11 protein-coding genes are annotated in these 13,809 nt (G+C 72.0%); all 11 read right to left on the minus strand.

Annotated features, from left to right (window positions below; genetic code table 11):
* Window positions 1-32 precede the first annotated feature (32 nt).
* Window positions 33-962 carry a LysR family transcriptional regulator gene (locus tag ACYVAQ_RS01780; RefSeq protein ID WP_460786723.1) on the minus strand — a complete coding sequence of 310 codons (930 nt, stop codon included), beginning with the start codon at window positions 960-962 and terminating at the stop codon, window positions 33-35.
* Window positions 963-990: 28 nt separating this feature from the next.
* The gene (locus ACYVAQ_RS01785; RefSeq protein WP_460786724.1) at window positions 991-2,478 is read right to left on the minus strand and encodes an APC family permease; all 1,488 of its coding nucleotides are present in this window, start codon (window positions 2,476-2,478) and stop codon (window positions 991-993) included.
* A gap of 11 nt (window positions 2,479-2,489) precedes the next feature.
* Window positions 2,490-3,896 carry an aspartate ammonia-lyase gene (locus ACYVAQ_RS01790; protein ID WP_460786726.1) on the minus strand — a complete coding sequence of 469 codons (1,407 nt, stop codon included), beginning with the start codon at window positions 3,894-3,896 and terminating at the stop codon, window positions 2,490-2,492.
* Entirely contained in the window at window positions 3,893-5,017 is a 1,125-nt protein-coding gene (locus tag ACYVAQ_RS01795) for a M20 family metallopeptidase (protein ID WP_460786727.1), read from the minus strand. The genes ACYVAQ_RS01790 and ACYVAQ_RS01795 overlap by 4 nt, the downstream gene beginning before the upstream one ends.
* Complete coding sequence (locus ACYVAQ_RS01800; protein ID WP_460786728.1) at window positions 5,017-5,685, minus strand: DUF1028 domain-containing protein; 669 nt, start codon at window positions 5,683-5,685, stop codon at window positions 5,017-5,019. Before ACYVAQ_RS01800 ends, ACYVAQ_RS01795 begins: the two co-directional genes overlap by 1 nt.
* On the minus strand, window positions 5,682-6,122 hold the full coding sequence (locus ACYVAQ_RS01805; protein ID WP_460786729.1) for a RidA family protein: 441 nt from the start codon (window positions 6,120-6,122) through the stop codon (window positions 5,682-5,684). The genes ACYVAQ_RS01800 and ACYVAQ_RS01805 overlap by 4 nt, the downstream gene beginning before the upstream one ends.
* Before the next feature lie 6 nt (window positions 6,123-6,128).
* Complete coding sequence (locus ACYVAQ_RS01810) at window positions 6,129-7,421, minus strand: flavin-containing monooxygenase (RefSeq protein WP_460786731.1); 1,293 nt, start codon at window positions 7,419-7,421, stop codon at window positions 6,129-6,131.
* A gap of 127 nt (window positions 7,422-7,548) precedes the next feature.
* Window positions 7,549-9,174: an amidohydrolase gene (locus ACYVAQ_RS01815; RefSeq protein ID WP_460786732.1), complete on the minus strand. Its 1,626-nt coding sequence runs from the start codon at window positions 9,172-9,174 to the stop codon at window positions 7,549-7,551.
* Window positions 9,174-10,718 (minus strand): GMC family oxidoreductase, encoded by a 1,545-nt coding sequence (locus ACYVAQ_RS01820; protein ID WP_460786733.1) that lies wholly within the window; start codon window positions 10,716-10,718, stop codon window positions 9,174-9,176. Before ACYVAQ_RS01820 ends, ACYVAQ_RS01815 begins: the two co-directional genes overlap by 1 nt.
* Window positions 10,715-12,139 (minus strand): purine-cytosine permease family protein, encoded by a 1,425-nt coding sequence (locus tag ACYVAQ_RS01825; RefSeq protein WP_460786734.1) that lies wholly within the window; start codon window positions 12,137-12,139, stop codon window positions 10,715-10,717. The genes ACYVAQ_RS01820 and ACYVAQ_RS01825 overlap by 4 nt, the downstream gene beginning before the upstream one ends.
* Window positions 12,140-12,272: 133 nt before the next feature.
* The gene (locus tag ACYVAQ_RS01830) at window positions 12,273-13,802 is read right to left on the minus strand and encodes a GMC oxidoreductase (RefSeq protein WP_460786735.1); all 1,530 of its coding nucleotides are present in this window, start codon (window positions 13,800-13,802) and stop codon (window positions 12,273-12,275) included.
* Window positions 13,803-13,809: the final 7 nt, after the last annotated feature.

Consider the following 13,809-nt stretch of genomic DNA (forward strand, 5'->3'; position numbering starts at 1 on the left):
TAAGGACGCCGCCAGTTACCTGTACAGACGAACTAATTGGCGCCAAACATCGACTCAATCGATCCACGCTTCGCGAGGCCGATGACCAGCTCCTCGACGGCCGACATCCGGCGGGTGGGCCGGATGCCCGCCGCCTTGATGAGCATGATGTCGAGCGGCGCCACGTCGTGCGCGATCTCGACCCCGACGGTGGCCTTGAGGTCAGGCCGGCCGTCGTCGCGGGGACGCGTGTTCAGGACGGTGTAGGCGAGACCGCGGGCCACGATCGCGCGGCAGGTCTCGGCGCTCGTCGAGCGGAAGCGCACGGTCGGGGTGAGCCCCGCGGAGGCGAAGATGCCGGCGAAGTAGTCGCGGCTGTAGGGCAGGTCGAGCAGCGCCAACGGCTCGTCGGCCAGCTCCTCGAGCCGGACCCGCTTGCGCCGCGCGAGCCGGTGCTCGCGCGGCAGCAGGATGTAGGGGCGCAGGCTGTAGAGCGTCGTCGTCTCCAGCCGCGGGTCACCGGTGAGGTCGTAGCCGATGCCGAGCTCGAACCGGCCGCTCACCACACCCTCGACCAGCGCCTCGAGGTCGACCTCGCTGGTGCTGACCTCGAGCTCGGGCAGCCTGGTCGCGGCCTGGGCGAGCAGCTCCGGGATGACGTACGGCGCCAGCACGCCGAAGCACGCGAGGTGCAGGGTCCCGGTCACCTCCGTGCCGAGACCCCGCGCCTCGTCGGCCAGCTCGGCCGCGTGGTTGAGCAGCTGCCGGCTGGCGGCGTACATCTGCTCGCCCGCGGGCGTCAGCGTCACGCCGCGCGCGTGGTGACGCAGGAACAGCTGGACGTCCAGGGCCCGCTCCAGCTCCACCAGCGCGGTCGAGAGCGCCGACTGCGACAGGTGGATCTCCTGCGCCGCCGCCGTCACGCTGCCGGCCTCCGCGACCGCGATGAAGTACTCCAGCTGGCGGAGGGTGAACTGGGCCACGGGGGCGAGTCTAGAGAGGCTGCAGACGCTAGGCGCGCGCCGCCGTGACGCGCCGCCACCCGTAGCCCAGCACCGCGATGCCGATCACGACGCCCAGGGTGGCGAGGGTGAAGACCTCGAAGGTGGTGCGGGAGACGCCCCAGGTGTCGAAGAAGTCGTACTCGACGCCGAACAACTTCTCCAGCACGCCCGGGAACACCGCGACGAACGAGCCGAAGGCGATCCAGCACATCACGAGGGCCAGGCTGACGTTGAGCCCCAGCCGGCCGCCCGGCACCCGGAACGGGCGCACGACGTCGGGCTGGGTGCGCCGCAGCGCCCACACCGACGGCAGGATGATCAGGTAGCTGAGCAGCAGCGTGGTGATCGCGATGGTGAGCACGACGCCGAAGATCGCGGCGACGCTGCCGGAGACGAGCGTGGTGGCGAGGATGCAGAAGGTCGTGGCGACCACGCCGGACAGCAGGTTCACCCGCACCGGGGTCTCGAGCTGGGGGTGGAAGACGCCGAAGAACTTGGGGAACGAGCCGTCGACGCCGGCGATCGCCTGCACCCGGTCCGAGCCGATCATCCAGGCGGCGCCCTGGTGCAGCAGGGTGAAGATGAAGAGGAACGCGACGATCTTGAGCATGGTGTCGTGCGCTCCGCCGTACACGCTGAAGACGGTGGAGATCGCGTCCATGAAGCCGCCCACACCGGTGATCTGCTTGACCGGCACGACCATGATCAGCGCCAGGATCGGCACCAGGTAGGACAGCGTGGCGATGGTGCCCGAGACCGCGACCGAGACCGGGACGTCCTTCTGCGGGTCGCGCATCTCCTCGGCCGCACCGTTCTCGGCCTCGTAGCCGGACACCGCGAACAGCAGCACGGGCGTGACGGCGAGGAAGCCGGTCAGCGTCGGCGAGAAGTCGCCGACGCCATAGCCGTGCAGGCCGTGCTGGACGCCGTAGATGACGACGCTGAGCAGGAAGAACGCGACCAGGCCGAGCTTGACGACGGTGCCGAAGTTGAGGAAGTGCTTGCCGAGCCGGATGCTCACGACGGCGGCGAGGATGCCGAGCCAGATGAAGGTCAGCTTGAACGCGTAGTCGCCGAACGAGCCGGACTCCAGGTGGCCGATGTAGGAGTCCCAGGTCGCCGTCGCGAGGAACACCAGCGAGCCGCCCAGCCACACCGGGTTGGTGATCCACCACAGCATCGTGGAGACGGCCGCGGCGAGCCGGCCGAAGGCGAGCTTCACCCAGACGTACGGGCCGCCCTCCTGCGGGAACGAGCTGCCCAGCTCCGCGGTGATGAACGCGTAGGGCACCAGGAAGGTGACCGCCACGATCGCTCCCCACGTGAAGGACTCGCCGCCGCCGGCCGCCGCGATCTGGGCGATGCTGTCGAGCGCGAAGGTCGCACCGACGGTGAAGAAGATGATGTCGAGGCGGCCGAGGCTGCGGGTGAGCTTGACGTCCCCCTCGCCCGCGGGCGAGGACGCGCTGCGTTCGCGCGGTTCGGTGGTGGTCATGGTCAGGCCTCTCAGGTGGGTGGTTGCAGGTTCGCCAGCGCTTCGGGGCTGAGCAGGAGGTCGAGCAGGGCGTCGTCGAGGGCACCGGTCGCCAGGGCGAGGGTGCGTACGTCGCCGGCCCCGCCGAGCACCGCCTTGGCGATCTCCGCCGAGCGGACGTAGCCGAGGTGCGGGGTCAGCGCGGTCACGAGCCCGACGTTGCGCGCGACCGTCTCGGACAGCCGCTCCTCGTCGACGCGGATGCCGGTCACGCAGTGCTCGGCCAGCGAGCCGAACGCGGCGACCAGCCAGCTGCAGCCCTGCAGCAGACCGTGGCAGATGATCGGCTCGAAGGCGTTGAGCTGCAGCTGCCCGCCCTCGGCCGCCATCGTCACGGTGACGTCGGTGCCGACGACCCAGAACGCGACCTGGTTGACCATCTCCGGGATGACCGGGTTGACCTTGCCGGGCATGATGCTCGACCCGGCCTGGCGCGGCGGGAGCCGCAGCTCGCCCAGCCCCGCCTGCGGTCCCGACGACAGCAACCGCAGGTCGTTGCAGATCTTGGAGACCTTCACCGCGATCCGCTTGAGCACGCTGGAGACCTGCACGAAGACGCCGGTGTCGCTGGTCGCCTCGATCAGGTCGCCCGCGCTCGTGACCGGTACGCCGGTGATCTCGGCCAGGTGCGCGAGCGCCCGTGCCCGGTAGCCGGGGTGGGCCGTGATCCCGGTGCCGATGGCCGTGGCGCCGAGGTTGACCTCGCGCAGCAGGCCGCGTGCGTCCTCGAGCCGGGCGAGCTCCTCGCGCAGGGTGACCGCGAACGCGCCCAGCTCCTGGCCGACCGTCATCGGGACCGCGTCCTGCAGCTGGGTGCGGCCGATCTTGGGGACGGTCCGGAACTCGGTGGCCTTGACCGCGAACGCCTCGGCCAGCTGCTCGACGGCGTCGGTGACCCGGTGCAGCGCAGCGACCAGCGCGAGCCGCACCGCCGTCGGGTAGACGTCATTGGTGGACTGGCAGCGGTTGACGTGGTCGAGCGGGTCGACCTCGGTGTAGGTGCCCCGGGGGTGACCGAGCAGCTCCAGCGCCCGGTTCGCGATGACCTCGTTGGCGTTCATGTTCGTCGAGGTGCCGGCGCCGCCCTGGACGACGTCGACGACGAGCTGGTCGTCGAGCCGACCGTCGCGCAGCTCCTGGGCGGCCGCGGCGATCGCGCCGAACCGCCGGTCGTCGAGGATGCCGAGGTCGTGGTTGGCCCGCGCGGCTGCGAGCTTCACCGACCCGAGCGCGGCGACCAGGTCGCGGTGCGTGCCGACGGGGGTACCGGAGATCGGGAAATTCGCGAGCGCACGTGCGGTGTGCACGCCCCAGTACGCGTCGGCCGGTACGACGTGCTCGCCGAGCGAGTCGCGCTCGGTGCGGGTGGCTGTGGTCATCGCGGCTCCCCGACGACGTCGAGCGCGGTCCAGGCCAGCGCGGTGGCCGCGTCCAGGATCGCCCGCTCAGCGTCGCCGCCGACGCAGTGCGCGGCGAACTCCGGCTGGTGGTTGAGCGCCGTCCCCGAGCCGATGCCGATGTAGGGATGGATCGCGTCGACGACCTGGGAGACGTTGCCCATGTCGGTCGAGGCCCGGTTCATCCGGCGGGCCGGGGTGCCGGGGTCGAAGACCCGGCCGAGCTCGGTGGCATTGCGCCGGTACGCCGCCAGCGCGGGCGCGTAGGTCCGGAACTCGGCGTACGGCTTGCTCTCGGGCTCGACGGCGAGGCTCGCACCGGTGGCGAGCGCGCCCGCCTCGAAGCAGCGCCAGACCTTCTCCTCGGTCTCCGCGAGCTGCGCGAGGCTCTCGGCACGGACGTACCAGCGGCCCTCGGTGCGGGCCGGGATCGCGTTGGGCGCCTCGCCGCCGTTGGTCATCACGCCGTGGACGCGGACGCTCGACGGCAGCTGCTGGCGGAGCAGCCCGATGGCGACCTGGGCGATGGTGAAGGCGTCTGCGGCGTTCACCCCCTGCTCCGGGTACGCCGCGGCGTGGGCCGCCTTGCCGCGGTAGGTGACGTGGGAGTGGGACACGGCGAACGGCTCCGCCTCGGCCACGTCGACGGGCGCCGGGTGGGCCATCATCGCGAGGTCGAGACCGGCGAACGCGCCGCGCTCGAGCAGCTCGATCTTGCCTCCGCCGCCCTCCTCGGCAGGGGTGCCGTAGACCTCGATGGTCAGCCCGGCCGCGTCGGCCAGCGGCGCGAGCGCGCGGGCGGCCCCGACGGTGATCGCGGAGATCAGGTTGTGCCCGCAGGCGTGGCCCAGGCCCGGCAGGGCGTCGTACTCCGCGCAGAGGCCGAGCCGGAACGGCCCGCTGCCGATCGTGGCGTGGAAGGCAGTCTCGAGCCCGAGGTACGCCGGGGTCACGGTGAACCCCGCCTCGTCCAGCGACTCGGCCACCCAGCGGGCGGAGTGGTGCTCCTCCCAGGCGGTCTCGGGGTGGGCGTGCAGCTGCTCGGACAGCCGGATCAGCCGCTCGCTGTCGGACTGCACCGTGGCGGCTGCCTGCTCCTTCATCACTCGTCCCCGGGGACGCCGTACGACGGGGCCAGCCGCGGGTCGAGGCCGCGGGTCACGTAGTCGTCGCGCTGCGGGAGCCAGAGCTCCACGAGGTCCCGCAGATCGGCCAGAGGCGTCTCGCTCCAGTCGACCCGCAGGTCGGTCTCGCGCCAGGCGACCTCGCGCACCACGGACAGGCCGGCCGAGTGGACCGGACCCGCCTCGCCGCCGGCGGCCAGGCCGGCCTCCAGGGCGGCGAGCAGGCGCAGCTCGAGGTCGCCGTCGGCCGCCTCGAAGGCCTTCGCGACCGCGTCGACCACCGAAGGATCGGCCAGCATGTTGCCGGCGGCCACCACGCCCTGGCCGACGTGCTGGTGGTGCACGCCGAGGGTGTGCTCGCCGGAGAAGGCCGCGCCGTTGCCGGCCGCGTCCAGCACCGTGAGCTGGCGGTAGTCGATCAGCTCTCGCCCGCTCGTCACCCGGGCCAGCGCCGTGGCCGCGTCGTCACCCGACGCGAGCGCGTCGAGCAGCGCCGTACCGAGACGGGGGTCGGTGATGTTCTGCGAGGAGGCTCCCCCGACACCGGCGCGCAGGTGGATGCAGCGCGCGGCGACGGCCGGGCTGGAGGACGTGACCGCCATCCCGAAGGCACCGGCTCCGTCGGTCGCGAGGATCGAGAAGGTCACCGATCGCCCTCCGGGATCACGGCGATCGCGTCGACCTCGACCAGCCACTCGGGCCGGGCGAGGGCGGACACGACGAGCCCGGTGGAGATCGGGTGCACGCCCTTCGTCCAACGACCGATGGTGCGGTAGACCACCTCGCGGTAGCGCGGGTCGACGATGTAGATGGTCAGCTTGACCAGGTGCTCCATCCGCGCGCCGGACTCCTCCAGCAGCATCTTGATGTTGGCCATCGCCTGCTCGGTCTGGGCCTCGACGTCGCCGATGCCGACGGACTCGCTGGTGTCCAGGTCCTGGCCGATCTGGCCGCGGACGTAGACGGTGTTGCCGGCGACGACGGCCTGGCAGAGGTCGTTGTCGAGGTTCTGCTCGGGGTAGGTGACGCTGGTGTTGAACGGGCGGATCCGGGTGTGGCCGCCGGCGATGATGCTGTTCGTCATGGTTCCTCAGATCTGCGGGGTGCGGGCGGAGGCGCGGGCGGCGGTACGGGCAGCTTCGTCGTAGGCCTGGTAGCTGCGCTGGGTGTTGATGTGGCCGGCGATGTGCTTGGCGTCGTGCCACACGCCCCAGATGAACGAGGAGCCGCGGCGCGACAGCCAGGGCAGGCCCAGGAAGTAGATGCCCGGCTCGTTCGAGACGCCGCGGCGGTGGATCGGACGGCCGCGCTCGTCGAAGGTGTCGACCTCGAGCCAGCCGTAGTCGGCCCGGTAGCCGGTCGCCCACAGGATCGTGGTGATCCCGGCCGCGGCCAGGTCGACCTCGAGGGTCGGGTCGGTGAGGCAGGCGGGGTCCGGACCGATGACCCGGGCCTCGAGCTCCTCGGGCAGGTCGAGGCCGTTGCGCTCCACGTAGGCGTCGGCCGCGTCCAGCAACGCCAGGTAGCTGGCGTCGCCGTTGGCGACGTTCTCCACCAGGTCCGGGGAGAAGGTCACCACCCCGTCGGCGTACGACGCGGTCAGGCCGACCAGGTTGATGCCCGTCTCCGCGAGCCGGCGGAAGTCGACGGTGTGGCCGCCGCGTGCTCCGCTCACCGCGATGGTGACGTGCTCGGCGCCGGCCGGCGGCGTCTCGAGGTCCCACAGGCCGAGCACGCCCAGCCACCAGCAGAAGTCGCGGCCGCGGTAGGACCGCGGAGGCCGGTCGTGCGGGCCGACGGAGAGGTAGACCTCGCGTCCCGAGCGCCGCAGCTCGTCGGCGATCTGCACGCCGGACGACCCGGCGCCGACGACGAGGACCGCGCCCTCGGGGAGCTGCTCCGGGTTGTGGTAGCTGCTGGAGTGCAGCTGGTGCACCGGCGCGTCGGCCGGGACGATCGGCGGGTAGACGGGGGTCTGGAACGGCCCGGTCGCGGCGACGACCGAGCCGGCGTGGATGACGCCGTCGGAGGTCTGCACGCGGAAGCCCGGCCGACCCTCGTGGCGGGTCACCGACTGCACCTCGACGCCGGTCCGGATGGGGGCCGCGATCTTCTCGGCGTACGCCACGAAGTAGTCGGCGACCTGCTCCTTGGGAGCGAAGGCGTCGGGCGCCAGGTCCACGAACTCCAGCCCGGGGAAGCGGTCGTGCCAGGCCGGTCCGTTCGCGACCAGCGAGTCCCACCGGCCGGTGCGCCACTGCTCGGCGATCCGGTTCCGCTCGACCACCAGGTGCGGGATCCCCGCCTCACCGAGGTGCTCGCTCATCGCGACACCGGCCTGGCCGGCACCCACGACGAGGACCTCGGTCTCGACCTCCGACATCACAACCTCCACTGCTCCACGCCGAGTCCTGCACGTTCCGTGCAGCTGATGGAGCGATCCTTCTTCGCGACCATTAGTCCTGTCCAACAGATGTTTCGGTGATGTTGCTTCAATTGAATCGATGCAGTCAGTCGGCCCGGTGGACGGCGGCGCCGCCGACCATCGTGAGGACCGGCAGCGCGCCGCTGTAGTCCCGGCCGGCGAGGACGGGTCGGTCCAGGAGGACGAGGTCGGCCAGCTTGCCCACCTCGATCGTCCCGACCTCGGTCTCCATGCCGTTCGCGTACGCCGATCCGGCGGTGTACGCGCGCAGGGCGGTCTCGAAGTCCAGCGCCTGCTCGGGCTCGAGCGGCTCGGCGCGCTCCGGACCGGCGTACCCGTGCGGGTCCTCGGGCGGGGCGGTGCGCGTGACCGCGGTGTGGATCGCCCACAACGGGTTCGGCGACGTCACCGGCCAGTCGCTGCCCATCGCGAACCGGGCGCCCGCCCGGTGCAGGTCGCCGAACGGGAAGTGCCGGTGCTCGCGCTCGGGCCCGAGCAGCGGCAGCTTGCGCTCGACGATCTCCGCGTCGCGGCGGGCCCACAGCGCCTGCAGGTTGGCCATCACCCCGAGCTCCGCGAAGCGGGGGACGTCGGCGGGGTCGACGACGTCGAGGTGCGCGATCTGGTGCCGCAGGTCAGCGCTCGTCGGCCCGTGCGCCCCCTCCAGCGCGTCCAGGCACTCCCGGACCGCGCGGTCGCCGACCGCGTGCAGGTGGATCTGGAAGCGCTCCGCGGTGAGGGCCCGCGCGATGGCCGTGAGCTCCTCGGGGTCGATGAACGACAGCCCCGTGCCGTGGCTGGGGTTGCCGCTGTAGGGGCTGAGCATCGCGCCGGTGCAATTCTCGCAGATCCCGTCCTGCATCACCTTGACCGTGGTGGCGCGGAACCGGCCGACGGCGCCCGTCGTCCGGCGGTCCACCATCCGCTCGACCTGGTCCAGTCCGTCCGTCGGCTCCCACCACTGGGCGCCGACGACCCGGGCGGTCAGCTCGCCGCGCTCGGCGAGGGCGACGTACAGGGGGAACGGATCGGGGAGCCCGAACAGCGGGCCTAGGCAGGCGTCCTGCCACGACGTGATGCCGAGGCTGTGCAGGTAGCGCTGCCCCTCGAGCAGGGCCCGCTCGGCGGTCTCGCGGGTGGGCGCGGGCAGCAGGTCGGTGACGAGGTCGCCCGCCCGCTCCACGAGCACGCCGGTCGCCCGGCCGTCGGCGTCGCGGTTGATCCGGCCGTTCGTGGGGTCCGGGGTCCGGTCGTCGATGCCGGCCCGCTCGAGGGCACGGGAGTTGGCCCAGACCCCGTGACCGTCGTGGCTGACGAGCACGGCCGGCCGGTCCGGCACGATCGTGTCGAGCAGGGTGGCCGTGGGCAGCCCGCCGGGGAAGGTGTCGCCGTACCAGCCGGTGCCGGAGATCCACTCGGTCCCGGGGTTCTCGGAGGCGTAGCGGCGGATCGCGTCGGCGTAGACGTCGACGCTGTGCCGCAGCCCCGACAGGTCGCAGCTGAGCAGCTGGAGCCCGCCGGGGAACGGGTGGACGTGGGCGTCGACGAAGCCGGGGAGGAGGGTGGCGCCCTGCGCGTCGATCACGTCCGTGTGCGGCCCCGCGGCGACGGGCTCCGCGCTGATCGCGGTGATCCGCTCGTCGGTCACGGCGACGCTGGTGGCGTGCGGATGGCCGTGGACCTCCGCGTTGACGACGACGGTGTCGACCATCAGGACTCCTCGGTGATCAGGTCGGCAGCCCGCTCGGCGACCACCATGACGGTGACGACCGGGTTGACGGAGGTGAGCGTCGGGAACACCGAGGCATCGGCGACGCGCAGGCCGGCGATCCCGTGCACCCGCAGGTCCGGCCCCACGACCGCGGCCGGGTCGGACGCCGCGCCGATCCGGCACGTGCCGCTGACGTGGTAGACGGTCTGGTGGGTGGCGCGAGCGATCGCCGAGAGCTCGTCGTCGCCCTGGACCTCCGCGCCCGGGAACACCTCGGGGCCGAGCCAGGAGGCCATCGGCTCCTGCTGCGCGATCTCGCGGGCCAGCCGGACGCCGGCGAGCAGCATCGCCTCGTCGTGGCCCTCGGGATCGGTGAACGAGCGGTAGTCGATGAGCGGGGCGGCGTCCGGGTCGGCCGACCCGATCCACAGCCGGCCACGGCTCCGCGGGCGCGCGACGTTGGGCGCGATCGAGAGGATCGCGGACGGCAGCGGCGCGGCACCGGTCTCGGCGCGGTGGCGCTCGGCGTGCACGGCCCACGGCTCGACCGGGAAGTGCATCATCACCTCGGGCCGGTTCGTGGCGTCCAGGCGCACCATGGCGCCGGCGTCCCAGCCGCTCGCGCAGGTGGGCGGCGGCGTGCGCCTGGCCTCCCAGACGACGAGCCCCTCGACGTGGTCCTGGAGGTTCTCACCGACGCCGGGCAGGTCCAGGACGACCGGCACGCCAGCCTGCTCGAGCACGGGCGCCGGGCCGATGCCGGAGAGCTGGAGCAGCCGGGGCGAGTCGATCGCACCGCAGCAGAGGACGACCTCGGACGCGTGGATCTCGCACTCGATGCCCTCGGCGTCACGGACCACGACGCCGCACGCCACCGGTGCCTCCGGTGCGTCGTCGACGAGGACCCGCAGCGCCCGCAGCCCGGTCAGGACCGTCGGTCCGGTGCCCGCGGCTCGCGCCGGGTGCAGGTAGTGGATCGAGGTGGACGAGCGCAGGTTGGTCTCGGGCGTGTAGCCGACCTCGAAGAAGCCTGCCCCGCTCGCGTCCTCGTCGAGCCGCCCGTCGTTCCACCGCTCGCGCTCCGGCACCCCGAGCGCCTTCGCCGCGCTGGTGACGACGTCGGCCACGAACGGGTTGCGGTCGGCCTCGGCGACCGGGTGTATCGGCGTACGCAACCGGTCGTAGAGGGGAGCGAGGTCGTCCGGGCCCCAGCCCTCGGCGCCGAGCGCGACCCACTCCTCCAGGTCGCCGCGCAGCGGCTTCCACGCGATCATCGTGTTCGCCGTCGAGCAGCCGCCCAGGATCCGCAGCCGGGCCAGCCGGATGTGCGAGTTGCCGCGCTCGTTCGGCACCGAGCGGTAGTCGAGGTCGTACTCGCCCTCGAGCATCTCGTCCCAGCGCCGCAGCTCCCGGGCGCGCGGCTCGTGCTCGTCGTCGGGACCCCACTCGACGAGCGCGACGTCGCGACCGCGCTCGGCGAGGCGGGTGGCGAGCAGCGAGCCCGCCGTCCCGCCGCCGACCACGACGACGTCGTACGACCTCACGCCTGTTCCACCGGCGCCACGACCGACGGGGCGGCGTGGGTCGGCGCACCCCGGAGCGCCCGCACCCACACGTAGTAGAGCGGGCAGATCACGACCAGGCCGACGATCCAGGAGATGTCGACGCCGCCCAGCGAGGTCGCCACCGGGCCGGTGTAGAGCGAGGTCGACAGGAACGGGATCTCCACCAGGATGCCGATCGCGTAGCAGGCCACGGCCGGGACGTTGAGCCGGCCGTAGACACCGCCGTCGGCCTGGAAGAGGGAGTCGATGTCGTACTCGCCGTGTCGGATCAGGTAGTAGTCGACGAGGTTCACCGCGGTCCACGGGATGAGGACGCAGAGCAGCAGGAGCATGAAGTTCTCGAAGTTGTCGAGGAAGTTGCCCTTGCCGAACAGCGCGATCAGCAGCGCCACAGCGAAGATCAGTCCCGACACGACGCTGCGCATCCGCGCCTGCGGCTGCCACGACGGGCGGACCGTCTGGCCGATGGTGAGCGTGGACAGTGCGCCGCAGTAGAGGTTCATCGCGTTGGTGGCCGCGATGCTGAGCGCGAAGACGGCGAGCACCACGCCGCCGAGCGCGCCGCCACCGTGGTGCACCTCGTGGACGGTGTCGAGCTCCGGCCAGGCCGCGCCGACCATGGCGCCGAAGATCATCGGGAGGACCGAGCCGAGCACGCAGCCGGCGTACGTCGCCCAGAACGCGGCACGGACACCGGTGTCGCGCGGCATGTAGCGCGTGTAGTCCGAGACGTACGGCGCGTAGGCGATCTGCCACAGGGCCGCGAGCGAGACGGTGCCCATGAAGCCGGCCCACGAGAACGCGCCGGCACTCCAGCTCCCCGCGGGCATGCCGACGACGACCAGCAGCATGAAGAACCCGACGAGCAGCGCGACCCCGGCGAGCAGGCTGAGGACGCCCGCCATCGCGTGGATGACCCGGTAGCCGTAGATCGCGCCCACCACGCCGAGGATCCCGACCAGGACGATCGCCGGCGTCTCCCCGAGCGGGGTGAGCTCGGCGAGCGCCTGGCCACCGAGCACCATGTTGGAGGCGAAGAACGCGGTGTACATCAGCACCACGATCGTGACGACCAGCAGGCTGCCGTACGAACCGAACTGCGCCCGGGTCTGGAGCATCTGCGGCACGCCCATCTGCGGCCCCTGCGCGGCGTGCAGCGCCATGACGACGCCACCCACGACGTTGCCGATGACCATCGCCAGGACGGCCGCCCAGATCGGCAGCCCGTAGACGACGGTGGCGAGCACGCCGGTGGCCACCGTGAGCAGCATGATGTTCGAGCCGAACCAGATCGTGAACAGCTGGGACGCCTTCCCGTGCCGCTCGGTCACCGGGATGTGCTCGATGGTGCGCTGCTCGACAGCCTCGCCGCGGGCGTCGGTCGGGTGGGTCGTCCCCATGCTGGTTCTCCTCGGGTCGAGCTCGTGATGCGTCCCACAGTGAGGCGATCCGAGTCATCTGTCCATCAGACAAAAACTGCGCCCTGCATCGATCAGGTCGATGCAGGGCGCAGCGGTGCGCTCGGCGCGGGGCTCAGCCGCGCGAGCCTCCGGACGTGAGGCGGGCCAGGACCGCCCGGGCGGTCCGCACCGCCGTGACCATCCCGGTCAGCGTGGAGTTGCAGGTGATGGCCGTGGGGATGACGCCGTTGCCGGCGACGTACAGGTCCTCGGTGCCCCACACCGCCCCGTCGACGTCGCACACGCTGGTGCCGTCGTCGACGGGTCCCATCCGGACCGTGCCGGTGAAGTGCAGCGACGCGCCCGGCGCCAGCATCCCGGAGTCCTTCTCGGGATCGAAGGTGCCCATCGCGCGGCCGATCCGGTGCTGGACCTCGCGCACCCGCTCGATGCGGGCGAGGTCGTCCGACGAGTAGCGGAAGTGCACGCGGATGCGCGGCATGTCCAACCCGTCCGTCTCGTCCTCAAGGAACTCCAGCCGGTTCTCCGGATCCACGTCGGTGCGGACGTAGAAGCTCAGGCCGCACCCGTAGGCCAGGAAGGCGTCGTCGTCGTCGCGGTAGACGATGTCGCAGATCTGACCCATGCCCGGGAGCACGTCGCCGTTGGGCGGCACCCAGTACTGGGCCACGGCGTACTCCCCCGGCTGCTGTGCCGGTACGGCGTCGGGGAACACCCCGAGCGCCTCGAGGTCGACCAGCGTCTGGCCGCTGAGCGTCGCGTGCTCGTTGAGGTGACGACCGAGCGCGGCAGGGCGCACGCCGGAGGCGAACAGCAGCTGCGGGGTGCGCATCGCGTCGGCGCAGACGACCGTGACCCGGGCCCGCACGAGCGTCTCGGTCTCCTCGCCGAGACGCCGCACCCAGGCACCGACGACGCGATCGCCGTCCAGCTCGAGCCGGTGCGCCTGGCACGACGCGTGCCGCTCGAACCTCGGGTCGTCGCCGCTGCTGATCGCGGGGAGCACCACGTTCGGGCCGGTGCGCTCCAGCAGGCCGTCGGCGCGCGGCTGCAGCGCCATCGGCATGTCGCGGACCGGACGCTCCGGGTGCAGGTCGGCGGCGAGCACCTCGTTGAGCCGGGCCCGCATCGCGGTGGCGACGTCGGACTTCTCGTACGGACCCTCGTGCACCCGCAGCAGCCTCTTGGCCCGCTCCAGGTCGGCGGCCCACTCCGCGGGCGGGATGAAGTCCGGCACCTCGTCGGCGGGCGGCGAGGGCGTCGCCGCGCTCCAGTGGACGCTCATGCCGCCGGCGTTCCAGCCCAGGGCCGCGCCGGGCATCTCGTCGGCGTCCTCGCCGAGCTGGCCGATCGCGTACATGCCGGGCAGCGCGTCCGCCCAGGAGTCGCCGAACTCGCCGTCGAAGGCGCCCACGTAGAAGGACTGGATCCCGGACGCCATCATCTCGTTGTAGCGGGCCCAGATCTCGGGCTCCGGGGAGTCGTGCAGGTGCTGCCCCGGGATCGATCCGATGTCGGGTCCCGCATCGACCATCACGATGTCGATGTCGGGAGACGCCTCGCGGAGCAGCCGGGTCACGGCCGCCCCCATCAGGCCGCCACCGACGACGAGGACGTCGGCCTCGCGCTGGTTCTCGGACACGTTCTTC

Source organism: Nocardioides maradonensis, assembly GCF_054777115.1.